The following is a 23,137-nucleotide window of genomic DNA, read 5'->3' on the forward strand; positions in this document are numbered from 1 at the left end:
TGCGCGTAAAAAGTTTGGTCCAGCGCACGACACATACGCTATCTGTGGACCCGGCTGCGGATTGTAACCCACAATTGATCAGATGATCCGATCAATACCTGTTTGGGGGGAAATCTGTGCAAACCGACAAGATGAGGCAGATCACCCACAGCGAGAAGTCCCACCCATTGCCCACACCAGGCGTGCTGTACAATTCTGCTGAGGGGTAGGGGGGGCAGCGCCCCTCCCCAAAAGATACTATTCCCCCGCACAGCGGGAGAGGGGGCTAGGGGGTGAGGAGTTGCCCCTACCGTTCACCTCGTCACTTTACGGAGAGATATTTAGGGAAAGGATCGTCTCCTGATAACCTGCCCGCCACTTACCCGTTCAATTGGAGTTTCACCGCCTCGTAGAGCGTCTCTGCCCGCAAATTTCCAAGCGTAAAGCAAGGACCGCCCAAGCGATCTGCCAAGCGCTGCGCCAAGCCCGTATCAAAGGCGGCATGTTCCATGTTGATGGTCACGGTGCGGATTGTCTGGTGGTGCATCTGATCGGCGATGCGGTGCGCTTCTTCTTGCGGGGGCAAATCGGTCATGCTGACATTCCCCGCCCCATCCGTGAGCAGAATCATGAGGGGCATCACATCGGGGTGGAGGTGTTTTTCCTTATTGAACACAGAGAGCGCCAAAAACAAGCCAGCAGCGAGGGGCGTTTTCCCGCCGACGGGAATATCAGCAAGTGCCTTTTTTGCCAAGACGACGCTGTTTGTGGGCGGCAAGACGAGGCTGGCGCGGTCTTTTTGAAAAACGACCAACCCAACCCGATCCCGTCGTTGATAGGCATCTGTCAAAAGCGACATAATCGCCCCCTTCGTCGCTTGCATCCGCTCCGTCACTGCCATGCTCCACGAGGCATCAACAACGAACAAGATCAGGTTGGCGGCGCGTTTCACCCGCACCTTGCGCTGAAGGTCGCTCATCTCAATCGCATAGGCAAGTTGTTGGGGGGCGCGGCGGCGCTGGTAGGGGGCGGCGGCGCGAAGGGTGGCATCAAAGGCAATATCGTCTTTGCGTTCCCCGGCGGGGCGTGCCTGAATGTACCGTCCGCGTTTGCGATCTGTTTTTGTCTGGCTGCGCCGCCCCGCCATACGCCGCGTCAGCTTATCCAGAGGGGTATCCAGTTTGCGCGTGTCAAATTCTTGCTGCGCCTCGATCTTCTTGCCGCCCTCCCACCAGCGGGCGTTTTGCGAGGCAAAGGGCGTTTGAGGGGCGGGGAGCGCCTGCTCTTGCGTTGGCGCATCCTCCCCCTGTTCGCCTTCTACAGACTCACTTTTTTTTTCACTGAATCCGTGTTGGTGGGCGTTGCATTCTGAACGGCGTCGCCCTCGCGGTATTCGCTGGAAAACTGCTCCACCTTGTCACCGAGGTCGCTCAGGCTGCCCTGTACGTCATGGAAGGGACCACGCTTCAAACGGTGGGGGAGCGCCAACTCTGCCGCCAACATAATATCCCGTTCGGTGATGGCGTTGCGCCCCTCAAAGGCGGCGTGAGCGCGTGCTGTTTTCAAGATCACCAGATCGGCGCGATGTCCGTCAATGCGCAAGCTGGCGGTGAGGCTGGCAATCGTATACAAATCACGGGGGGTATAGCCAACGCGATCCACAAGTTCCCGCGCTTGGGCAATCTCGCGGCTCAGCCCATCTTCACGCAGCTGCCACTGGGTGCGGAAGGCATCGGCGTTCGTCTCGTAACCGATGTGTCGTTCCAGAATAGCAATCCGGTCACGCGGATCGGCAATGCCGTGAACATCGACCGAGAGGGCAAAACGATCTAGCAACTGCGGACGAAGGTCACCTTCTTCGGGGTTCATCGTCCCAACAAGGATAAAGCGTGCTGGATGTTGAAAGCTGATCCCCTCCCGCTCGACAACATTAATGCCCATCGCCGCTGAATCGAGCAGGAGATCGACAACGTGATCATCAAGCAGGTTCACCTCATCAACGTAAAGAATGCCCCGATTTGCCGCGGCTAAAATGCCCGGATCAAAATGCCGTTCGCCGCGCTTGATCGCTTTTTCAAGGTCAAGCGTTCCCACCACGCGATCTTCCGTCGCGCTGACGGGCAGATCAACCAGTTGGATCGTGCGGCGGGTGGTGGCAAGTGTTTCGCCATTGGCAATGCGGTCACGACATTCATCGCAATATTGGTCTGGACGAAGGGGATCGCAGCCGAAACGACAGTTGACGACGACCTCAATTTCAGGCAGGAGCGCCGCCAATGCCCGTGCCGCTGTGGATTTTGCCGTCCCGCGCTCGCCGCGAATCAGCACGCCGCCGATACCCGGGTTAATTGCATTCAGAATCAGGGCGCGTTTCATGCGCTCTTGCCCGACAATTGCGGTGAAGGGGTAGACAGATCGTCTCGACATGATGGGGTGAACCCTGTGTTTGGTTGCGGTTAGAACGGTTGGAAAGTATAGCAGAGATTGCCGGAATGTGAAGATGAGAGGACGCTCAGCGCGAGTAGTCTATCAGGAATTCTGTGAACTCCTATCCTCTCGCCGTTTAGGAGGAGGTGGTTCGGGTTTCCAAGCCCTGAAGGGGTGGCTGCTTTCAGCCCGTTAGCGGCGGGATCATAAGCGACCCCGCCCTTTCACTGTGTTTGTATGTAGGTCTGCCGATTTTTCCTAGCGGGCTACGGTAACCACAAACCGGATTAGGGCATCCCCCTTCGGGCTTGCCGCTGTGCTGATTGTGCTGGTGCTAAGCACCGTTGCGATCTTCCGTCCATTTGCCAGCGCCTCTTGGAAGATGCGCCTGTCCTCCACCAATTCCGCGTCTGGCGATTCCGGCGTGGCGGTTGTTTGCAGGTTACGCATGATGCGCCGGAAAATGCGGTTCGTCCCCACTGCGCTGGCGGCATTCGCATCCATTAGAAAGGTTAGCCCTTCCTGATCCATATAGAACACGGAGGTTGCATTGGGGAGCGCGTATGCCCGTGCTTCCTCATAAAGGGGCGCTCTCCCAAAGATTTCCATATCATCAAAGGTATTCGCCGTTGCTATGACGAAAGCCTCTCCAATGTAATCAACGACAACGCTCAGCGGTTCGGGCAGCCCCGCTGCGCTTATCGTGACCGTCTTTACCTCAACCGTTCCGATCTGTTTTGTCCCGAACTCAAGCGGTGCGCCGTTTGTTTTAGCTCTTTCTAGGGAGGTGTAAAGCGCCTTTTTCAGCGCCTCACCCTTTGCCGGGTCTTTGATCTGGAAAGCGATTCCGGTGGCGAAGTCTTTCAAAGATACCTTCGCTTGCGGATCAATTGCCCTATCAAAGAGGGTGGGCTGCCCCAGTGGGGGCGGAATGTAGCGAATGAACGAGGCGTAATCGGCATCGGCTAGGTTGGCTAAGACATCTGCGTTCAGGTCAAGACCTGTCGCCTCATGAAAGCGTTTGCTAAACTCGGCAAATATCCCCTCGCGGGTCAATTCCAAGCCGCTTGTTCGCCGTGTCTGTGCGATCAGCGCCCCGATAATCAGATCAAGCTGCTTGGGAAAATCAGCGCTTTGGGCGATCAACCCTGACCGGGGAAGGATTTTCAAGAAGGCTTCGTTGATTGGGCGTGTGCCCGGGGTAATGCTCATCTCCGCTGCCATCTTTGGGTCAATTACCTGCGCCACATCAAGGACGAACGAACGCCCATCGAGGATGGTCGCTCCTACCGCCAACTGCCCCAACGCCCCAAGATGGAGCAAGACGAGTTCGCTCGGTCCAAAATTGCCGCCCACTCCCTCAATATTCGCCCGCAGCAAGTTTCCCAACTGCGGCGTGTCCACATAGACAAGGGCATTGTAGGCGGGCGCACTAAGCAAGCCGAGTGCGTATTGGAAGGCGGGGTCTTGGTTCAACTTCCTATCGCGCATCAGCGTGCGGGAAATCCCTTGTGTCGTCCCAATGAGCAGCAGGTCTGAGGAAAGCTGCACCGCCACTGGCACAACATCAGCATCCCAGGCGATCACCTCACCGGGCGATTTTTCAAGCTCAATACGGGCGTTGGCAAGCAGCTTATCGATGAACGCCTCGGCTTTTGCTTTGTCTTTCACCTCAATGGCAAGCAAGATCGGCGCTTCGTAGAGGGTTAGTTTCGTGATCGTCTCTTTCGTGGCAAAGCGGCTTAGGTTGCCAATCCCAAAGGCAGCCTGATCGCCCACCCACGAACGAATGTCCTGTTGGTAATCGAACCCCGAATTCGCCAGCCCCAATTGAAGCAGCGTCTCCAACGGGGGCAGCGCCCGTCCGGTGGCTTTTAAGGTAATCGCCGAGGCAAGATCGCCAAGTTCCTTCAGATAGCCATCGTCCGTCCGCAGGGCAATGTAGAGCAGCGACCCGGCATCAAACAGACCGGCGAGGTCAGCGTTGGCGCTGGCAGAGGTGGAACGCCCGACGTGCGGGGACCCCCCCGCTTGTGCAGCGCTCATCGGAATCATCAGTGGAATTACCAACACGGCGCAGAGCAAAAGAAAGAGCAATCGCTTCATAATAACCATCTCCCTTATCGAACAAAACACCAACGTGCGATGATCTAAAGCCTACCATGCAATCATTGGCGGGACGTTAACGGGCTGTTGCCAAAGTGAAAACAAACGGGCTAGACCCGCAAGGTGATCACCCGATAGTTTTCGACATAGATTGGTTCTGTCTCGCCAAAATCGGGTTCAAAACTGCCGCGCATCCGGCTCAGCAAACCTTCGGGGTCTTTCACTTGGCTATGGTGTTCATTAATCGCCGCAATCTTCCGCTCAAAGACATCGGTGATGTTGATCTTATGGGTGGGATGCCATGTTCCAGAGAGGTACACCTGACGGACTTTGTGCGGTTCGAGTCCCTCATTGCGCCAAAGCTCCTCAAAGGTATGCCGATCACGCGCCGAGGGGTAAACGGCTGCCAGTGCCGCTGCGCCAATCGCCATATGGTCGGGATGGTTGATTCCACCATTTTTAAAATAGTAGGTCGCTGGATCGTTCGTAATCACCACATCGGGGCGGTGTTGGCGGATCACGCGGGTGAGGTCGCGGCGGAGATCAAGGGTGTGCGCCAACGTCCCATCGCCATAACGCAAGAAGATCACTGTGCTATCCCCGGCACAGGCAGCTGCCGCACGTTGTTCCGCCTCGCGCAGGGCTGTCAACTGATCGGCGGTCATCGTTGGATCATCCGTCCCTTTGTCGCCGCTGGTGGCAAGCACATAAATGAGACGCTTACCTGCCATCCCCCATTTTGCCAGTAGCCCACCAGAGAAAAATTCAGGGTCGTCAGGGTGTGCATAAATTGCCATGACCGTTTTGATTTCAAGTGAAGGTTGGTCGCTCATAGGTCAACTTGTCCCGATTTCCCAATGGTTTAACGAGAAACAATGATCCTAACTCAGGATGGGAAAAGCCGCCGTAGAATCAATAATTTCCTGACCGTGTAAGGGGCAAAAACAAAGGAAATTACGCTTTTGAGATAGAATCCCCCCCTAGCGGAGTTTTCGGCGATTGTTATAATGGGCGCGTGTTGCCAGTCGTGCAAGGGATCGCATTGTTCGCATACGAGCTACACGCCACCTGCGGATCGGCACGCGCCGGGGTTTTTCATACCCCACACGGCGCGGTTCAAACCCCGATCTTTGCGCCGGTTGGCACACAAGCCACCGTGAAGGCGGTCTCCCCCCGTGATCTCCATGATCTGGGCGCATCCTTGATTCTTTCCAATACCTACCACCTCTACATGCGCCCGGGCGACACCTTGATTGCCGAACAAGGCGGGCTGCACCGCTTCATGGGTTGGGATCGGGCGATTCTCACGGATAGCGGGGGATTTCAGGTCTTTAGTTTAGGGGCACTGCGCCTCATTGATGATGAGGGCGTCACCTTCCGCAGCCACCTTGACGGCTCTACCCATCGCTTTACCCCCGAACGCTCAATCCAAATTCAGCACAACCTCGGCGCCGATATCATGATGTGTTTTGATGAGTGTCCGCCGCCGCTTGACCGCGAAACAGTACGTGCTGCCTGTGAACGCACCCACGCTTGGGCGCGGCGCTGTTTAGACGAACATCAGCGCTCTGGAAATCTCGATCAACAAGCCCTTTTTGGCATTGTCCAGGGGGGGGTTTTCCCCGACCTGCGGGCGCACTCGGCGGAAACCTTACGCGCCCTTGAGTTTCCCGGTTATGCCGTCGGCGGGCTGGCGGTGGGCGAGACAAAAGCGCAAATGCTGGCAACGCTCGATCAGGTTATGCCCCTTCTGCCCACTGATCGCCCTCGCTATTTGATGGGTGTTGGTAGTCCAGAAGACTTGGTGAATGGCGTCGCACGGGGAATCGACATCTTTGATTGCGTTCTCCCCACACGCCTTGCCCGCAACGGCTCAGCAATGACCCGCCGGGGGCGGCTTAACCTGCGCAACCTGCAATATGCCAGCGATGCCCAGCCCCTAGAGGCGGGCTGCACCTGCTATACCTGCCGCACCTTCTCGCGGGCATACATCCGCCACCTCGTCAAGGCAAACGAAATTCTCGGACACCACCTGCTCACCCTCCATAACCTCCATCTCTTGCTCACCTTAATGCGCGAAATGCGTGCAGCCATTCTGGATGGCACGTTTCACTCATATGCTGTGGACTTTCTGGCGAACTACCGTCCGACCAGCAAGGAGACGCCAACACCCTAAGGATAAGCAGACACAGCCACAGATTACAGCGCGGGACGCCCCGCAACCCAAACCCATGATGATCCTTGCGCGGGGCATTTGGTGACCCCGCGTGAACACCGCTTTAGGCATTGCCACACACCGAGAGGACGCGGGGGAAAGTTTGTTTTTGGTTCGCTGCAAGACACAAGGTACACATTGATACGCTTACGACTCAGCGGGGCGAAACGCTCGCTGGTGGTGTTGTCGCTGGCGCTGGCGGGCTGTGGTACGCCGCTGCCTGCCAGCAACCCGACCCCCGAAGCGTATACCTTGCGCCTGATTACCGATAACGCCAGCGCCCCGCTGCTCTACGATTTAGTGAGCGCCTATACCTCCACCCGCGCCCTGATCGTCTGGGATATTCAGGTCAGTGACGGGGCGGCGGTGGCGGATTGGCTACAGGCAGGGCGTGCGCCTTACGCCTTTTGGGGAATGTTGCCCGATGCCGTCAACAATGCCCCCGATTATTGGTTAGCGCCGGTGGGTATTGGCGGGGTTGCCTTTGTCGTCCACCCAACAAACACGGTTAGCGATCTGTCCCCCGATCAGGTGCGCAATATTTTGAGTGGGCGCATTGTGAATTGGGCGGAACTGGGCGGAGCAGATCGTCCGATTGTGGTTGTGGCGCGGGGGGAGAGCAGCACAGAGGGGCAGCTTGTCCAGCGCATTGTCCTCGGTGATAGACGGATTCGCCCTGATGCACGCTTGGCGCTGACGGGCAAGGCGCTAATCGACCTTGTGGCGGAAGAACCCGGCGCGGCGGGCTTTGTCTCGGTGGGCTATCTTTCTTCGGCGGTGCGCCCACTGGCATTGGAAGGAATCCCCCCTACGCCGCAGACGCTTGGCGAGGAAACCTATCCACTCCGCTCGCCCATTGTTATTGCCGGATTGGAAGCCCCCGGCGACGACGCCTACCGCGCTTTTTTCGCCTGGGTACAAAGTCCGGCAGGGCAAGCGGTTGTCCAAGCGCAGCATGGTGGTATTCCGGCAGTGGAACGCCCGTAAACGACTGGCTGCTTTAGTGCAGCCCTTTCCTATGGCGTTTCATCCTCTCCCGTCAGCCAATAGCGCTTCCCACCCCGCTCCCGCCGTAGATAGCCAAACTCGATCAGGTTTCGGCGCAAGCTGACGTAATCTTCCGCGTAGACCTCGCTAATCAGCCCATTCACCTCTTTTTCTGTGTAGAACACTCCGGCGTGAAAGCGGCTTGCCAACCAGCGCAGAATCGCCAGCAGTTTTTTTTGCTTCATCGGAATTTGGGTGAGCTTTCCCTCAACCGCGTAATCGCGCAGCACCTTCTTATCGTCCTCGCTCAGGTCGAGGGCATCTACCCATCGCTGATCAGCCTCCACCACTGTGCTGGTATCGACTGCTTCCATGTCTCCGATCAGCTTTTTAAACCGCTTCAGCATCGCAGGATTCAGGCGGTAAAACCGCTGGTTCCCCTCGGTACGCAAGTTTAACAGCCCAACGCCGCGCAGCTTTCCCAGATGGTGTGAGGTCGTCGGCTCGCTGATCGTCAAAAGCGCCGCCAACTCGCCCACATTCCGTTCCGCCCCGTTTAGCAAGGCAACCATCCGCAGGCGGTTTTCATCCGCCAAAACCTTCAGAAATTCGAGCAGCTCGCTCTGCTCACGTCGTGTAATCATGATACCCCTAAAATTAGATTTACATCTAATTTGAAGAATATCACAGCAGTCGAAGCCAGTCAAGCCGGAAGGTTGCCCTTTAAGGCTGTCTTGCGCTATTGTATGGGCATGGTCAAACTTACCATTCTCTACAAAACCCCAATAAACAGCGCCGTTGATTTTGAGGCGCGTTATATAGGCAACCTTGCTCTGATGGAAGCGATGCCGGGGATCATGCGCCGGCAGGCGTGCCTCGTTTTGGGCGCTCCCGGTGGGCAATCCCCTTACCATCGGATGCTTGAACTTTACTTTTCCGATTTCGAGATGCTCGATCAAGCGCTGCGCTCCCCACAGGGGCAGCGTGCCGGCGCAGATTTGATGAGCTTTGCCAAGGATTCTGAACTGATCTTTGCCGAGGTGTGGGAGGAATAATGAGCGATTCCAGTCCCGTCGCCGCTAAGATCAGCGTGGAGGGCGTTACCATACGCTATGCTGGACGTGCCGGCATAGGAGAAGTGACCGCCATTGAAGCCGTTGATCTGACGATTGCGGTGGGCGAATTCGTCGTCATTGTCGGTCCGAGCGGCTGCGGCAAGACGACTCTCTTACGTGCCATCGGCGGGCTGCAGGGCGTCCTCAGCGGGCGGATCACCGTCGCCCACAGCGATCCGCAGCGCCCCGCTTCAGCGATGGTCTTTCAGGGGGCGTCCGTGTTTCCCTGGCTGACGGTGACCGAAAATGTCGCTTATGGGCTGCGAACACGCGGGCTGCCCTATGCCGAACGCATCGAACGGGCGCGGGAGTGGATCGGGCGGGTGGGCTTGACGAAATTTGCCGAGGCATACCCCCACCAACTCTCCGGCGGGATGCGCCAGCGCGTTGGCTTGGCGCGGGCGTTTGCCTATGATCCCGAAATATTGCTGATGGATGAGCCGTTTGGGGCGCTGGATGCCCAAACACGCCTGATCCTCCAAGAGACATTGCTTATGCTTTGGCAAAGCAGCGGGGCAACCGTTGTGTTTGTGACGCACAGCATTGATGAGGCGCTCTCGCTGGCGGATCGGGTGGTGATCATGTCGGCGCGTCCGGGGCGAATCATCGGGGAGGAACAGGTCACCCTTTCCCGCCCGCGCCAGACGGTCAGCCTGCGCCAAGACCCCCAATATGGCACGCTCTTTGGGCGCGTCTGGGCGCGTCTGCGGGACGAAGTAGGATGATTTCCGTGATTGCACTGATCAGAACAAAGCGAATGGCTGAACACGAAGGATGAACAAACCTCATGCAACCCCCTCAACCTATCTATCAACAAGAAACCTTGATCGGCGAATGGCGGCGGAGCATGTGGAGCATCGGCTTCTGGCTGCGCGTCGTCGGCACGGCAACGCTCTATTACTGGCTGCTGTGGAAGAAAAACCAGATCGTCCTCACGGATCGGCGCGTCACACAACGAATGGGCGGCATCCTCGGCGGCAAGGAAATTTCGATCACCATTGCCAATATCACGAATGTCGAAATTGACACCCCGCCCCTCGGCGCGATCATGGGCTTTGCCGATATTCGGATCAGTTCGGCGGCGGGTGGGCGCACCGATCAGATCAACTTCAAGACGCTCCATCGCCCCGATACCCTGAAAGCGGCAATCTATCGCCAGCAAGACACCATCCGCCGCAGCGCCACCTTTCCCGGACAGGAAGGAACGATGCGCTGATGAGTCGTTTACGCCTCAGCCGCCGTTGGCTTTCTGTCCTCTCGCCAGTGGTCGTCCTCCTTCTGTGGGAAGTTCTTGTTCAGTTGGGCGTGCTGAACCGTCGCTTCTTCCCGCAGCCCTCCCGCATCATCGAGACGCTCTACACCCTTGCCCAAAGCGGGCAGTTGTGGAATGAATTGGGGATCAGCACCCTACGGATTATCTCAGGCTTTCTGATCGGCGCACTCCTCGGCATTTTCTTGGGGCTGCTGATTGGGATTAGCCAGACCGCCAGCGCCATCCTCCGCCCGCTGATCACGGCGATCAATCCGATCCCCAAAATCGCCCTGATTCCCTTCGTCGTTCTCGCCCTGGGCTTCACCGAATGGGCGCGCGTCCTTTCGATGGCGATCAGCGTCATGCCGATCATGCTTTTGGACACGGCGGCGGCGGTGGGGCGCATTGATCCGACCTATTTTGAGGTGGCAAAAAGCTACCGTGCCTCGCGGTGGGCGGTGTTTTGGACGGTGGCACTTCCGGCAAGCCTGCCTAGCATCATGAACAGCGTGAAGTTAGGCTTATCCTATTCCCTAACGTTGATCATCGGCGTTGAACTCTTTGGCGCACAGCAAGGGATTGGAAAGTTCATCTGGGACAGCGCCAACCTTTATGCGGTGAACAAACTGGGCGCGGGGATTGTTGCCATTGCCATCACTGGCTGGCTGATCACCGCCCTCATCGACCTGATCACGCCGAGCCTGATCCCCTGGCAGCCGCGCCCGGTGGAGGCAGCCTTAGAGGAATCGCCTGTTCAACGCGCCCTGCGCATTTGGTGGCGTGCCGCCCGCCCCTGGAGCTATACCGCCGCCACCGTCCCCGCCCTTTTGGGGACGGTCATCGCCGCTTATCAGGGGCATTTCAACCTTGCCCATGCGGTGCTTGTCGTCGTTGGGTCGGTGGCGCTCCAAGCGGGGACGAACCTGATCAACGATTACTACGATCACCGCAAGGGCGCCGATACCGAGAAATCACTGGGCGTTGGCGGGGCGATTCAACGCGGCGAACTAACTCCCCGTCAGGTGTTTTGGGGAGGCATTGCCGCCTTTGGTCTAGGATCGCTCATCGGGTTGTATTTCGTCAGCCAATATGGAGCGTTCATCCTCGCCTTGGGACTGCTCAGCGTCCTTGCTGGTTTTTTCTACACCGCCGGACCCTCCGCATTGGCGTACATTGGCTTGGGCGAGATTACCGTGTTCGTCTTTATGGGACCGGTGATTGTTGTAGGGGCATATGTCGTGCAGGCGGGGCAGATTAGTTGGGAGGCGCTGATCGCCTCGCTACCCATTGGCTTTTTGGTTGCCGCTATTCTCCATGCCAACAACCTCCGTGATCTTGAGCAGGATCGGGCGATTGGCAAACGCACCCTAGCCACGATCTTGGGGCGGGAGCGGGCGACTATCGAATATTACATCCTTGTCGGGGGGACGTATGTGGCGCTGGCGATCAGTGTCCTTGTTGGCGGCGCCCCCCTTTCGGCGCTTTTAGGGATGCTCACCTTGCCGATGGCGTGGGGGCTGATGCAGCGCGTCTCGGTGACGAGTGAACCCGCCGCCCTGAACCCCATTTTGCGCAAGACGGCGCAGCTTCACGCTCGCTTTGGGATGCTGCTGGTCGGCGGGTGGCTGATCGCACTCTGTTTAGCGCTGCTGAACAAGAGCTAAAGCCGTCTCTGTGGCGACTACGCCAGTCGCCCCTTTCCCCTCTGCCGCTCTACATCCGAAATACCCCGTAGCGCGTCTCGGCAATCGGCGCGTTCAGACACGCAGAAAGCGCTAGAGCAACTACACGGCGTGTCTCTGGCGGGTCAATGATTCCGTCATCCCACAGGCGGGCGGTGGCATAATAGGGGCTGCCCTCCGCCTCATACTTCGCCAAGATTGGCTGTTTAAAGGCTGCCTGTGCCTCTGGCGAGAGCGGCGTTTCGCCCGCCCGTGTCTGCTGCTCCATCTTCACCGTCAACAACACGTTCGCTGCTTGCTCACCCCCCATCACACTGATGCGGGCATTGGGGTACATGAACAAAAAGCGCGGCGAATAGGCACGCCCGCACATGGCGTAATTGCCCGCCCCGAACGATCCGCCAATAATGACGGTGATTTTAGGGACGTTCGCGTTTGCCACCGCATGAACCATCTTTGCTCCGTCACGGGCGATTCCCTTGTTTTCCACCTCTTTACCAACCATAAAACCCGTGATGTTCTGCAAAAAGAGCAGGGGAATCCCCCGCGCCGTGCAAAGTTCAATGAAGTGCGCCCCTTTCAAGGCGCTCTCGCTGAACAGCACGCCATTGTTGGCAATGATCCCCACCGGATACCCCTCAATACGGGCGAACCCACAGACCAGCGTCTCGCCATAACGCGCTTTGAACTCACGGAATTTTCCCCCATCAATGATCCGCAGCAGCAGTTCGCGCACATCGTAGCTTTCGCGGAACGTCGTCGGGATCACCCCGTAGAGTTCATCTGGATCGTAGGCAGGCGGTTCGGGTGGGGCAATATCCAATCCGATCTGTTTACGTGTGTTCAGCGCAGCGACAATATCGCGGCACTGCTCTAGGGCGTGATCATCATCCAGGGCGAAATGATCGGCAACGCCAGAAAGTCGCGTATGCACATCCGCCCCGCCGAGGTCTTCGGCGCTGACGTCCTCGCCCGTCGCCGCTTTCACCAGCGGCGGACCGCCGAGGAAAATCGTCCCCGTCCCTTTGACGATGATCGTCTCGTCGCTCATTGCCGGAATGTATGCCCCCCCCGCCGTACACGACCCCATGACGACGGCAACTTGTGGGATTCCGGCGGCGCTCAGGCGTGCCTGATTGTAAAAAATCCGCCCGAAATGATCGCTGTTAGGAAATACCTCGTCTTGCAGCGGCAAAAACGCCCCGCCCGAATCGACCAAATACAGACAGGGAAGGCGATTTTCTTCGGCAATGGTTTGCGCCCGAAGGTGTTTTTTGACCGTGATCGGGTAATATGTGCCGCCTTTCACCGTCGCATCGTTGGCGATGATCAGGCATTCCCGCCCGCTGACGCGCCCAATTCCGGTGACAATTCCGGCGGCGGGCGCGTCCCCCTCGTACATACCCCATGCCGCTAGTGGCATCACCTCCAAAAAAGGGCTGCCTGGGTCGATCAGGCGATCAATCCGATCTCGAACAAAGAGCTTCCCTTGCTCGGCATGGCGTTTGCGATATTTTTCCCCGCCGCCGCCACGCACCAATACCAACCGTTCGCGCAGTTCGGCAGCAAGGGTGCGGTTGTGGGCGGCAGTCTCTTGAAAGTGTGCGTCGGCTGTGTTCAAATGTGATTCAAGGATGTCCATAAGGTGTTTTCAATCGTTTCTTGCTTGTCTATCAAGGCGTGTGTGTAGGGCGAATTATAGCGTGTGCTGAAACCTCCCTCGCCTTTTTGCGTAGAACCATATGGTATACGATGTGCGTCTATAAGGTGACTCCATGACCTTGCCAGAGCGAAAGTTAACCGATGCCTTAAGCGATGAGGACTTGATCCGCCTCGCTAGTGATCTTCCCGAAGTTTCCCCTACCCCAGACGATGCGCCCTTGCCCACTGCCGAACACACCGCACAAACTGGACACATGGCGCAGACGGTAGACATAAACCCTGAGAAAATCCCTGAGTCCACCGTTGAGCAAGATATTCACGCCCGCGCTGAACGCCTTCGCCAGCAAGAAGACGCCCCCAAACTGCCGAACGCCGAAACGCCAACGCCGAGCGCCCGTCCGAAGGTGACAAATGCCGCCACCGCCAAACCTCCCAAAGCAAAAGCTGTCTCAAAACCCTACGAACGGTATGAATTCACCTTACCGGAAACACGGGAAGATTGGATGGAATGGGGCATTAAAGCGGCAGTGTGCGTCATTGGGGCGTGGCTAATCGCCTCGGCAATCCCCATGCTGATGATGATCGCCTTTGTCGGCATTATGGGCTGGCTGCTCTACGACACACGGCGGCGGGAAGGAAACTAACCCCGAACCAAGACAGCGACGGTTTTAGGCGCGGGGTTTCGAGGTATAATCGTCCTCTATGCGACGACTTGTCCTCTCTTTGCTCATTGGTCTTCTCATCGGCGCGGCAATTGGTCTGACGCTCGGTTGGATCGTCCTCCCGGCAGCGACGGTAGAGGGCGATTTGCGATCCCTTTCCGCCCGCTATAAGGACGATTACACGGTGATGGTCGCCGCTGGCTTCATCGTGGATCGTGATGTGGCGGCGGCGGTGGATCGCCTTGCCCCATTGGGTATGGCGAATGTCTTCACCTATGTGCGCGATGTCACCGAGCGCTATATCTCTCAAGCGGGAAAAGGGCGCGAGGCGGATATTCGCAACCTTGTTGAACTCTCTTGCGCCCTCGGCTATTGTTCCCCCCTCATGGAAGGCTTTCGTTTGCCAACACCAATTCCTTCCCCAACGCCCGGATCGTAAATGATGCGCCGTAACTCATTGAACATTGCTCTGGGAGCGTTGGTTATAGGTATCTTCGCCGGTATTGCTGGTGGGCTGCTCTATGCATGGCGCATTGACCCTCGTGTGGAAACGGACATTCGCCCCGCACAGCTTAACGAGGAAGGGCGGGCAAAGTACCTCGTTGCCCTCAGCCTTGCCTACAGCCGTGACCGCGACTTGCTGCGGGCGGCAGAGCGCCTCAACGAAATCGGCGTCGATTGGACAGCATTGGCGGCAGCCGCCTGCGATCTCGCCGGTTCAGGGTACGCCAGCACAAACACCGGGCTGACCGCCATCTCAGCGATGGTTTCCCTTGCCGCCTCACAGGGGGCGACAGGCTGTGCCTCGCTGCTCTTGCCCGGCGAGACACCCACCCCCGGCGGCGCAACGGCGACGGCAACCCTTCACCCAACGGCAACCTTCACCCCAGTGGCAACGAAAACGCCCACCGAAGTTCCCACACCGACGCTCACCCTCCCGCCTGTGGTGCTGCCAACGCCCGTTGGTGAATTTACGATCACCCTCCAAGAATCGCTCTGCAATGCCGAATTGCAAAATATGATCCTCGTCAGCGTGCGCGATGCCAATGATCGTGGGCTTCCGGGGATGGCGGTGGAAGTCCTTTGGGGTGATGGACGGGAGACGTTTTACACCGGACTAAAACCAGAAGAAGACGCTGGCTACGCCGATTTTACAATGACCCCCGGAACGCTTTATCAAGTTGCCTTGCCGGGCTTGAGTGACCGCACCCGTCGCCTAGAGGCGGGAAACTGCACAACCGCGAACGGTAGCACAGCGTTGGCGTCCTATCGGGTGGTGTTCAAGCGGGCGCGGGCGAACTAGGGTGATGAGGCGGTGGGGAGTTTCTGCGCAAGTGAGCGCCCGCCGCTAAAGCAGCGGGCTAAGGCTAACCACCCCTTCGGGGCTTGGAAGGCAAAAAATACCGTTCGTCTTTCCCCCTCTCCTCGCTTGCGTGGGAGAGGGGCTAGGGGTGAGGGGTTCTTTTCCTGACCCCGCCGCTAAAGCAGCGGGCTAAGGCTAACCACCCCTTCGGGGCTTGGAAGGCAAAAAATACCGTTCGTCTTTCCCCCTTTCTTCGCGTGCGGGGAAAGGGAGTAGGGAGGATAGGGGTTCTTCTAAAAATCGCTGTGGCAGTACTTAGGGTGTCGCTGAACTGTGCTGCGGCGTTGACAGCACCGTTTGAAGGCAAGTCTTGCTCAATTGTTTGCTCAGGGGGCATACTTGCGCATCTTTCATCTTCTATCCATAGAATCAGGACTAATTTGTAGATTCCCTATGCATGTTTATCTTGCCCCTCACCCAGACGACGCCGCCTTTAGCTGTGGCGCACAAATCGCGGAGCGCACCGGACGCGGCGAAAGCGTCCTGATCTATACCGTCATGGCGGGTGCGCCGCCAGCACACCTTATCCCCAACCCGTTCATCAGCGAACACCATGAACGGTGGGGACTGGGCTTAGCGGGCGATCAGGTTGTTTCTGCCCGCCGGCAGGAAGACGCTGCCGCTGCCGCTGCCCTCGGTGCAATGATCCGTTACGGCGAGACACCGGAGGCGCTCTACCGCGCCGATAGGGAAACGGGCGAGGGATTCTATCAGGATCGGGCGGCGCTCTTTGGCACCCCGCATCCCGCCGAGGCAGACTTGCCTAACGAATTGGTGGCAGCGTTCAGCGCCGCTATCTCAGAACCGCTTACCGCCCTGTATGCCCCGCTTGGCGTTGGCGGGCATGTCGATCACCAACTGACCCGCTCGCTTGGGCTGGCGCTGGCGCTGGCAAACCCTGATCTAAAAATGTATTTCTACGAGGAATATCCCTATTCCCGCCAAGAGCGCCGCGTGATCCTTGCCGCCTTGCAAGCCTTTGCCCAACCGCTCATGCGCATCACGGTGGCGATTCGCCCGGAAACACTGGCGGCAAAGATTCGCGCCAGCGCCTGTTACCATTCCCAACTTAGCACCTTTTGGGCGGATGAGGCGGCGCTTGGCGAGGAACTAACCGCCTACCACGCCACAACGGGCGGGGAAGTTCTGTGGCGGCTGCTGCGGGCGGAAGATTAATCGCCCTTATGCCCCCTTCTTCCCTCGGAAGAAGGGGGCGAGCAACCACATGGGATCGCCCCTACGATAGCCGTTTCGCTACTGTGTAAGGCGATCCAAGCGCTCTACAATGCCGCCTAAGACGGCGAAGGCTTCCTCAATCGGTTTGGGTGTCGTCATATCCACACCGGCGATTTTCAGCGCCTCTAAGGGGTAAACAGAACTGCCCGCACTGAGGAACTTTAGGTAGTTCTTCGCCGCATCAGCCTGCCCGCCGCGCACCCGCGCTGCCAGCGCATTCGCCGCCGAAATCCCTGTTGCATAGGCATAGACGTAGAAATTTTGATAGAGATGCCCAAACTGCGCCCAGGTGATTCCCTCACGCAGGCGATCGACAGCAACCTCGCCGCCGTAGCCTTCGGTGAACAAATCTGCCATGAGGTCGATCATGTCGTCGGCGGTGGGCGAATCGCCGCCTTCTACGCGGGTATGCATCTCCAGTTCAAAGCGTGCCAGCGTCGGCATAATGAAGAAATAGCGATGGAAGTTTTCCATTGCCTCGTCAATAACCGCCAGTTGGAAGTCTTTATCGCTGTTCGCCTCAAAGAGGTGCGCCCGCACAAGGGCTTGGTTGAAGTTTGAGGCAACCTCTGCCACAAAGAGCGAATAGTCGGTATAGACAAAGGGCTGATGCTGCCAGGTGAGGTAGCTATGCATGGAATGACCAAGCTCGTGGGCAAGGGTGCTGAGTGCGCCAATGGAGTTATCGTAGCTGACGAGGATAAAGGGTTTTGTCCCCTTTGCCCCAGAGGAAAACGCCCCTTGCGCCTTGCCTTTATTGGGCAGCACATCCACCCACCGATCTGCCAAGCAGCCCGCCTGCAAGACTTCGACATAATCCCCCCCCAAGGGACTCATCCCATCGGCAATCCATTGAACCGCCTGTTCATAGGGGATATGGGGTTTGTTTGGCGTTAAGGGCGCCCAAATATCCCAATGATGCATCTGCTCCACACCCAAGACACGGCGCTTAATGCCCCAATAGCGATGCCACAGTGGAAGGTGTTTTTGGAAGGTGGCAATCAGGTTGTGAAACACTTCCGAGGGAATGTTCGTCTGGAACAGCGATCCCTCTAGGGCTGTCTTGAAGCGTCGCACGCGGCTGACGCCGACCTCGCGCTTGACATTGGCGATCAGGTTGCTGGCGAGGGTGTTCTTCAGGGTAAGATAGGCGTCGCAGTAGTTTTGCCAGCCCGTCCGCCGTGCCTCGCGATCCGGGTGATGTTTTAGGGTATCGGCTGTCCCCTGCCCAAGCGGGAGAGCCTCCCCCCCGCTGGTGAGCGCCGGAGGGAAGGTCAGGTCAGCGTTGGTGAGCATGTCCGCCGTGTTCTGGATGCCCCGGAACGTATCGGACAGGATGCCAAGCGTTTCCTCCACCTCTGCTGAGCGGACGTGCTGTTGTTTGCGAAATAGATCATGGCTGTAGTGCTTATAGATGGCGAGGCGCGGCTCACTTTCCACCCAGCCATTCACGGCGGATTCGCCAACGGCAAGAATTTCCGGCTCGCTAAAGGCCGTGGTCGCCAGCAGACGCCCATAGACCGCCCCGGCTTGCCCTAGCATCGCTTGGGAGCGTTGATCGTTGGTATCTTGGGACTGCATCAGGGCGGCATATAAGTACACCTTGATCAAATCGGTAAAAACAGCTTCGGATTGCTCAAACCAATCGGCTAAATGAGCAGCACCCGCAGCAAGTGTCCCTTGAAAAGCGGCTAGTTTTGGAATCCCGTTTTCGCTGAGGTCTTTCAGGGCGCTTTTCCATGCCTCGTCGTTGGGAAAAATACTCTCCAAGTCCCACGTCCGTTCGCGGGGGAGTGTGGCGCGGGGGGGAAGTTCAACGGTAGTCATAAGGTCGTTCACTTTCTTGATTATGAAAACTATGCGATATAGCGCATTATAGCATGAACTGTGGAGGAGAAATCAACAGGTTAGAAAGAGGGGGTGGGATGTCTGTTGATGGTCTAAAGGAGTGATGATGATAAACGCGAGAGCCTTTAAGCCCCCACACCGCTAAGCGAAGGCTTTGATGGCTGCCGCCACCGCGCCAACTTGTGCGGCTGATAAGCCGATCCACAGGGGGAGGCTGACGATCTCACGGGCGGCTTTTTCTGTTTCTGGCAAGCTGCCCACACGGCAGCCGAGATCGCTGAAGGCGGCTTGAAGATGGTTGGGAACGGGGTAGTGAATCAAGGTCCCAATACCCCGTTCAGCAAGGTGTGTCATGAGATCGGTGCGGCGGGGGTGGCGAATCACGTAGAGATGATAGACGTGTTGGGCGGTAGGCAATTCGATGGGCAAGGTCAGATCACCCACCCCATCTAAAGCGGCGGCATAGGTGGCGGCAATCTCCCGACGCATGACAGTGCAGGCGGCAAGGTCAGGGAGTTTTGCGCTGAGAAGGGCTGCCTGAAGTTCATCAAGACGGCTGTTAATTCCCCGCTCGTCATGATAATAGCGACGGGTCTGCCCATAGTTGCGCAGGCGCTTGAGCTTCTCGGCATAGGCATCATCGTTGGTCAAGATCGCCCCGCCATCGCCCAACGCACCGAGATTTTTTGTGGGGTAAAAGCTGAAGGATGCCAACGCGCCAAATGTCCCAACGAGTTGACCGTTCCAGCGTGCGGCGTGTGCTTGGGCGCAATCTTCGATCAAGAGCAATCCGTGCTGGTCGGTCAATGCCTTTAATGTGCTGAGATCGGCGGGATGTCCATAGATGTGGACAGGGAGGATCGCCCGTGTGTGGGGGGTGATTGCCGCTGCTGCTGCCTGAGGGTTCATGGTGTAGGTGAGCGGATCAATATCGACCATCACGGGTATTGCGCCAGCGCGTTCAATGGCGGTGATTGTGGCGGCGGCGGTATGAGCAACGGTGATTACCTCATCGCCCGCCCCAATGCTCGCCGCACGAAGGGCGAGTTCAATGGCATCCGTCCCGTTGGCAACACCAACGGCATGTTTCAATCCATGATAGGCGGCAAAAGCGCTCTCGAAGGCTTCCACTTCTGGTCCGAGGATATACCATCCTCCGGCTAAGACACGTTGAAGCGCTGCCTCAAGCGGCTGCTGAAGGCGTGTGTGGAGCGGGATGAGATTATTGAAAGGAATTGTTTGGCTCATGGGAGTAAGTATATGCCAAAATGAAATCCTCCATGCTAGAATTCGTTCATCCAAAACAATCTGTAGAGGAGTTCCCCTGATGCGTAAAGTGATGATTTTTCTTGTTGCGGTTATGCTGACCTTTGGCGTGATTGGGGTCGTCACTGCCCAAGATAATAATCCCAACAACGTCCCGCCCATTTTGCCAGACCTCGGCGGGCGAACGATTGTGGCGGTGTCCTCGAACGATTACGTTCCGTTTTCCTTTTTGGACACGGTATCCTCAAAAATTACCGGCTTTGAATATGACCTTCTCGATGAACTCTGCCGCCGGCTGAACTGCAAGCTCGATCACAAAACGGCGGAATGGGCGGGGATGATTGAAGCGGTGAGCCGAGGCGAATATGATCTCGGTCACGTTGGGATCACCATCAAAGATGAACGCAAAGAGAAGGTCGATTTTAGCGAACCCTTCGTCGTCGTGGAGCAAAAACTTCTCGTCCGTGCCGATGAAACACGCTACGACTCACTGAAGGCGTTCCTTGAGGATAAGGACGCCAAATTTGGGGCGCAGCCGGGAACAACATCCTACTTTAGCGCGGAATACTTCGTGGACGATGCTGGTGGGGATGTCTCGGCGCGGGTTGTCCCTTATGCCAAGTTTGCCCTTGCTGTTGAAGCCCTGATCAATGGGGATATCGATGCGGTGGTGACGGATGCTGTCTCCGGTGTGGGGTTCATCAGCGCCAGCGCGGGGAAGTTGAAACTCATTGACGAAGTGATTTCCCTCGACCCGCTTGGGCTGATCTTCCCAAAGGGGAGCGACTTGGTAGCGCCATTCAACCTTGCGTTAGCATCGCTGGAATATGATGGGTTTTTGACCTACCTAGAGACGAAGTGGTTCTTCATCTACCAACCGCCCGCCTCAGAATAAGCCTATAATGGGCTGATTGGGTGAGCCGAAACCCCTCACCCCTAGCCCCTCTCCCACGCAAGCGAGGAGAGGGGGAAAGGCGAAGGGTATTTTTTTGCCTTCCAAGCCCCGAAGGGGTGGTTAGCCTTAGCCCGCTGCTTTAGCGGCGGGGTCAGGAAAAGAACCCCTCACCCCAGCCCCTCTCCCACGCACGCGAAGAAAGGGGGAAAGACGAACGGCGTCTTGCCCCGTAGGGGTGGTTCTTCTTAGCCCACTGCTTTAGCGCCGGGCGCTCACGGACGGCGATGGGCGTAAGGCTTTGCGCCCCCACGGGAATTACATTTAGGACTTACGCAGTTGAACGTGTTTACCCCGTATTCATCGGAAGGGGAAGATTGAGGGGGCTTCCCCCTCAAAAGGATGATTTCCCCCTCTCCCGCTGCGCGGGAGAGGGGGCTAGGGGGTGAGGGTCTGTGCGTAACTCTTAACATTAATTACCTTCCTGACGGACTACTACACCCAAAGCGGTCAAAGGTGTGGCATACTTTCCTCACCTTAAATGAAAAATGATTCTGAAAAGGATGGTTTCTTATGCCAGACCCTCGTGTTGTTAACCTTGCTCGAACCTTAGTCGAATACTCGGTTGCTGTTCAGCCGGGGGAAACCGTTTTTCTCACCGGTGAGGTCGTCGCCCTGCCGTTGATTCGAGAAACCTATAAGTATGTTGTGCAAGCCGGCGGACGATGTATTCCTTATCTTTTGGATGAGGATATGACAGACACCCTCACCCGCTTGGGGACGGACGACCAACTGGAATGGATTTCCCCTCTGGAAGATTGGATCGCAAAAGATGCGAAGGTGCTGATCAACATTCGCGCCACAAACAACACGCGCCGCAGTTCTTCCATCAACCCCCAACGGGGCGCGCTGCGGGCAAAAGCACGGGCAGAACTAGCAAAAATCCGCTTTGCGCGTTCCGCGTCAGGCGACCAACGCTGGACGCTGACTCAATTTCCCACCGAAGCCTATGCCCAAGAAGCCGACATGAGCCTCACCGAGTTTGAGGATTTTGTCTACGGGGCAACGTTTGCCGATCAGCCCGATCCGATTCGCCTTTGGAAAGAGTTGGGCAAGAATCAACAAAAATATGTCGATTGGCTGAAGGGAAAAAAGAACGTCCACGTTCACGGTCCAAACATTGATATGACGCTCAGCATCGAGGGGCGCACCTTCGTGAATTCCGAAGGAACACACAACATGCCTAGCGGGGAAATCTTCACCGGACCCGTCGAGGATTCGGTGAACGGGTGGGTGCGCTTCACCTATCCGGCAATCCGCGAGGGGCGCATTGTCGATGGCGTCGAACTGCGCTTTGAACAAGGGAAGGTTGTCCATGCCACAGCGAAAAAGAACGAAGAATATCTCTTGACGCAGTTGGCAAGCGACCCCGGCGCAAAATACCTCGGTGAATGGGCGATTGGAACAAATTTTGGGATTCAACGTTTCACCGGAAATATCTTGTTTGATGAAAAAATCGGCGGGACCATCCATATGGCGCTTGGGCGTGGCTACCCCGAAACGGGCAGCGTGAACGAGTCGTCCATTCATTGGGACATGATTTGCGACATGCGCAACGGCTCAGAAATCGTCGTTGATGGCGAATTGTTCTACAAGAATGGGCAGTTTACTTTTTAAGCCAGCTGCGGCGCACGGCACGCTTTCCTATCGGATGCATTAATTCCCCTTCTCCCTGTGGGAGAAGGGGCAGGGGATGAGGGCTGTCTCTTTCTAGGGCTGCCCTCCTGATAGACCGCTAGGGGATGAGGAGAGTGAAATCCCTTCGGCACAAAATCAATAGAGAGCGTGCCGGCGAAATCTATGCCTATCCCCGCCCCTTGCTTTTTGCTACAATGACACCCTGTTTTGCCAAGCGCACCACATACAACCATCATGGATCATCTATTCTCACCTTGGCGCATGAGATACCTGCGCGGGGAGACCGAAACGAGTAAGCCCAAACCCGCTATGGCGTGTATTTTTTGTGCCAAAGTAACGGCAGACGATGCCGCAGAGCATATTGTCTTTCGCTCAACGCATGTCTATGTCACCTTGAATATTTACCCTTACAACAATGGTCATTTGATGATCATTCCCTATGCCCATGTCGCCTCTCTGGAAGACCTTCCCCCAGAGGCGTTGGCTGATCTCATGGCGACCACCAACCGGGCGCTTAAGGCACTTCGCACGGCGTTTAACCCGAATGCCTTCAACGTTGGGGCAAACCTCGGTGAGGCAGCCGGAGCGGGTATTGCCGGGCATTTTCATTTTCATATTGTCCCTCGTTGGGCGGGCGATACAAACTTTATGTCAGTGGTCGGCAGCACGCGGGTGATCCCCGAACTGCTGGACGAGACATGGCGGCGTCTGCGCGAGGCATGGGAATAAGCACGCAAACAAATACGA

General features: G+C 57.0%; 21 protein-coding genes. 13 read left to right on the forward strand and 8 right to left on the reverse strand.

Going from position 1 to position 23,137, the window contains the following annotated elements; genetic code table 11:
- Nucleotides 1–358 precede the first annotated feature (358 nt).
- From HS103_04095 to HS103_04110, 4 genes are all read right to left on the reverse strand, one after another.
- Complete coding sequence (locus HS103_04095; GenBank protein MBE7511980.1) at nucleotides 359–1,192, reverse strand: VWA domain-containing protein; 834 nt, start codon at nucleotides 1,190–1,192, stop codon at nucleotides 359–361.
- Nucleotides 1,193–1,296: 104 nt separating this feature from the next.
- Nucleotides 1,297–2,406: an ATP-binding protein gene (locus HS103_04100; GenBank protein MBE7511981.1), complete on the reverse strand. Its 1,110-nt coding sequence runs from the start codon at nucleotides 2,404–2,406 to the stop codon at nucleotides 1,297–1,299.
- A 258-nt stretch (nucleotides 2,407–2,664) separates the two neighbouring features.
- Nucleotides 2,665–4,512: a DUF3352 domain-containing protein gene (locus tag HS103_04105; GenBank protein MBE7511982.1), complete on the reverse strand. Its 1,848-nt coding sequence runs from the start codon at nucleotides 4,510–4,512 to the stop codon at nucleotides 2,665–2,667.
- A gap of 110 nt (nucleotides 4,513–4,622) precedes the next feature.
- On the reverse strand, nucleotides 4,623–5,345 hold the full coding sequence (locus HS103_04110) for a PIG-L family deacetylase (protein MBE7511983.1): 723 nt from the start codon (nucleotides 5,343–5,345) through the stop codon (nucleotides 4,623–4,625).
- Nucleotides 5,346–5,554: 209 nt separating this feature from the next.
- On the opposite strand from HS103_04110, the gene tgt reads away from it, so the two are divergent.
- Nucleotides 5,555–6,688 (forward strand): tRNA guanosine(34) transglycosylase Tgt, encoded by a 1,134-nt coding sequence (tgt, locus tag HS103_04115; GenBank protein ID MBE7511984.1) that lies wholly within the window; start codon nucleotides 5,555–5,557, stop codon nucleotides 6,686–6,688.
- Between the two features lie 177 nt (nucleotides 6,689–6,865).
- Nucleotides 6,866–7,714, forward strand: coding sequence for a substrate-binding domain-containing protein (locus tag HS103_04120; protein MBE7511985.1), 849 nt, complete (start codon nucleotides 6,866–6,868; stop codon nucleotides 7,712–7,714).
- Between the two features lie 29 nt (nucleotides 7,715–7,743).
- On the opposite strand, the gene HS103_04125 is transcribed toward HS103_04120, so the two are convergent.
- On the reverse strand, nucleotides 7,744–8,358 hold the full coding sequence (locus tag HS103_04125) for a metalloregulator ArsR/SmtB family transcription factor (GenBank protein ID MBE7511986.1): 615 nt from the start codon (nucleotides 8,356–8,358) through the stop codon (nucleotides 7,744–7,746).
- A gap of 30 nt (nucleotides 8,359–8,388) precedes the next feature.
- Here HS103_04125 and HS103_04130 point away from each other — a divergent pair, with 30 nt between their 5' ends.
- From HS103_04130 to menA, 4 genes are all read left to right on the forward strand, one after another.
- Nucleotides 8,389–8,769, forward strand: coding sequence for an EthD family reductase (locus HS103_04130; protein MBE7511987.1), 381 nt, complete (start codon nucleotides 8,389–8,391; stop codon nucleotides 8,767–8,769).
- Nucleotides 8,769–9,554, forward strand: a complete 786-nt coding sequence (locus HS103_04135) for an ABC transporter ATP-binding protein (GenBank protein ID MBE7511988.1) — start codon at nucleotides 8,769–8,771, stop codon at nucleotides 9,552–9,554. Before HS103_04130 ends, HS103_04135 begins: the two co-directional genes overlap by 1 nt.
- Nucleotides 9,555–9,616: 62 nt before the next feature.
- Nucleotides 9,617–10,045: a PH domain-containing protein gene (locus tag HS103_04140; GenBank protein ID MBE7511989.1), complete on the forward strand. Its 429-nt coding sequence runs from the start codon at nucleotides 9,617–9,619 to the stop codon at nucleotides 10,043–10,045.
- Nucleotides 10,045–11,745: a 1,4-dihydroxy-2-naphthoate octaprenyltransferase gene (menA, locus tag HS103_04145; GenBank protein MBE7511990.1), complete on the forward strand. Its 1,701-nt coding sequence runs from the start codon at nucleotides 10,045–10,047 to the stop codon at nucleotides 11,743–11,745. The genes HS103_04140 and menA overlap by 1 nt, the downstream gene beginning before the upstream one ends.
- 49 nt (nucleotides 11,746–11,794) lie before the next feature.
- Here menA and HS103_04150 read toward each other — a convergent pair whose 3' ends face one another.
- On the reverse strand, nucleotides 11,795–13,405 hold the full coding sequence (locus HS103_04150) for a methylcrotonoyl-CoA carboxylase (protein ID MBE7511991.1): 1,611 nt from the start codon (nucleotides 13,403–13,405) through the stop codon (nucleotides 11,795–11,797).
- Nucleotides 13,406–13,538: 133 nt separating this feature from the next.
- On the opposite strand from HS103_04150, the gene HS103_04155 reads away from it, so the two are divergent.
- The 4 genes from HS103_04155 to HS103_04170 all read left to right on the forward strand — a co-directional run bounded on the left by HS103_04155 (nucleotide 13,539) and on the right by HS103_04170 (nucleotide 16,626).
- On the forward strand, nucleotides 13,539–14,069 hold the full coding sequence (locus tag HS103_04155) for a hypothetical protein (GenBank protein MBE7511992.1): 531 nt from the start codon (nucleotides 13,539–13,541) through the stop codon (nucleotides 14,067–14,069).
- A gap of 58 nt (nucleotides 14,070–14,127) precedes the next feature.
- Nucleotides 14,128–14,526, forward strand: a complete 399-nt coding sequence (locus HS103_04160; GenBank protein ID MBE7511993.1) for a hypothetical protein — start codon at nucleotides 14,128–14,130, stop codon at nucleotides 14,524–14,526.
- On the forward strand, nucleotides 14,527–15,390 hold the full coding sequence (locus HS103_04165) for a hypothetical protein (protein MBE7511994.1): 864 nt from the start codon (nucleotides 14,527–14,529) through the stop codon (nucleotides 15,388–15,390).
- A gap of 453 nt (nucleotides 15,391–15,843) precedes the next feature.
- Entirely contained in the window at nucleotides 15,844–16,626 is a 783-nt protein-coding gene (locus HS103_04170; protein MBE7511995.1) for a PIG-L family deacetylase, read from the forward strand.
- Nucleotides 16,627–16,704: 78 nt separating this feature from the next.
- Here HS103_04170 and pepF read toward each other — a convergent pair whose 3' ends face one another.
- Nucleotides 16,705–18,513 (reverse strand): oligoendopeptidase F, encoded by a 1,809-nt coding sequence (pepF, locus tag HS103_04175; protein ID MBE7511996.1) that lies wholly within the window; start codon nucleotides 18,511–18,513, stop codon nucleotides 16,705–16,707.
- Between the two features lie 162 nt (nucleotides 18,514–18,675).
- Nucleotides 18,676–19,782: a DegT/DnrJ/EryC1/StrS family aminotransferase gene (locus tag HS103_04180; GenBank protein MBE7511997.1), complete on the reverse strand. Its 1,107-nt coding sequence runs from the start codon at nucleotides 19,780–19,782 to the stop codon at nucleotides 18,676–18,678.
- A gap of 79 nt (nucleotides 19,783–19,861) precedes the next feature.
- Here HS103_04180 and HS103_04185 point away from each other — a divergent pair, with 79 nt between their 5' ends.
- The 3 genes from HS103_04185 (at nucleotide 19,862) to HS103_04195 (ending at nucleotide 23,119) form a co-directional block, all read left to right on the forward strand.
- On the forward strand, nucleotides 19,862–20,695 hold the full coding sequence (locus tag HS103_04185; GenBank protein ID MBE7511998.1) for an amino acid ABC transporter substrate-binding protein: 834 nt from the start codon (nucleotides 19,862–19,864) through the stop codon (nucleotides 20,693–20,695).
- A 570-nt stretch (nucleotides 20,696–21,265) separates the two neighbouring features.
- Nucleotides 21,266–22,369: an aminopeptidase gene (locus HS103_04190; GenBank protein ID MBE7511999.1), complete on the forward strand. Its 1,104-nt coding sequence runs from the start codon at nucleotides 21,266–21,268 to the stop codon at nucleotides 22,367–22,369.
- A 255-nt stretch (nucleotides 22,370–22,624) separates the two neighbouring features.
- Nucleotides 22,625–23,119, forward strand: coding sequence for an HIT domain-containing protein (locus tag HS103_04195; protein MBE7512000.1), 495 nt, complete (start codon nucleotides 22,625–22,627; stop codon nucleotides 23,117–23,119).
- Nucleotides 23,120–23,137 lie beyond the last annotated feature (18 nt).

The organism is Anaerolineales bacterium, assembly GCA_015075625.1.
Classification (GTDB): Bacteria; Chloroflexota; Anaerolineae; order Aggregatilineales; family UBA2796; genus UBA2796.

Coding starts and splice junctions, on each gene's coding strand:
- HS103_04135 (MBE7511988.1), top strand. CDS start 8,769: ATGAGCGATTCCAGTCCCGTCGCCGCTAAGATCAGCGTGGAGGGCGTT.
- HS103_04125 (MBE7511986.1), bottom strand. CDS start 8,358: ATGATTACACGACGTGAGCAGAGCGAGCTGCTCGAATTTCTGAAGGTT.
- HS103_04110 (MBE7511983.1), bottom strand. CDS start 5,345: ATGAGCGACCAACCTTCACTTGAAATCAAAACGGTCATGGCAATTTAT.
- HS103_04155 (MBE7511992.1), top strand. CDS start 13,539: ATGACCTTGCCAGAGCGAAAGTTAACCGATGCCTTAAGCGATGAGGAC.
- HS103_04170 (MBE7511995.1), top strand. CDS start 15,844: ATGCATGTTTATCTTGCCCCTCACCCAGACGACGCCGCCTTTAGCTGT.
- HS103_04105 (MBE7511982.1), bottom strand. CDS start 4,512: ATGAAGCGATTGCTCTTTCTTTTGCTCTGCGCCGTGTTGGTAATTCCA.
- HS103_04195 (MBE7512000.1), top strand. CDS start 22,625: ATGGATCATCTATTCTCACCTTGGCGCATGAGATACCTGCGCGGGGAG.
- pepF (MBE7511996.1), bottom strand. CDS start 18,513: ATGACTACCGTTGAACTTCCCCCCCGCGCCACACTCCCCCGCGAACGG.
- HS103_04160 (MBE7511993.1), top strand. CDS start 14,128: ATGCGACGACTTGTCCTCTCTTTGCTCATTGGTCTTCTCATCGGCGCG.
- menA (MBE7511990.1), top strand. CDS start 10,045: ATGAGTCGTTTACGCCTCAGCCGCCGTTGGCTTTCTGTCCTCTCGCCA.
- HS103_04190 (MBE7511999.1), top strand. CDS start 21,266: ATGCCAGACCCTCGTGTTGTTAACCTTGCTCGAACCTTAGTCGAATAC.
- HS103_04165 (MBE7511994.1), top strand. CDS start 14,527: ATGATGCGCCGTAACTCATTGAACATTGCTCTGGGAGCGTTGGTTATA.
- HS103_04185 (MBE7511998.1), top strand. CDS start 19,862: ATGCGTAAAGTGATGATTTTTCTTGTTGCGGTTATGCTGACCTTTGGC.
- HS103_04180 (MBE7511997.1), bottom strand. CDS start 19,782: ATGAGCCAAACAATTCCTTTCAATAATCTCATCCCGCTCCACACACGC.
- HS103_04150 (MBE7511991.1), bottom strand. CDS start 13,405: ATGGACATCCTTGAATCACATTTGAACACAGCCGACGCACACTTTCAA.
- HS103_04100 (MBE7511981.1), bottom strand. CDS start 2,406: ATGTCGAGACGATCTGTCTACCCCTTCACCGCAATTGTCGGGCAAGAG.
- HS103_04140 (MBE7511989.1), top strand. CDS start 9,617: ATGCAACCCCCTCAACCTATCTATCAACAAGAAACCTTGATCGGCGAA.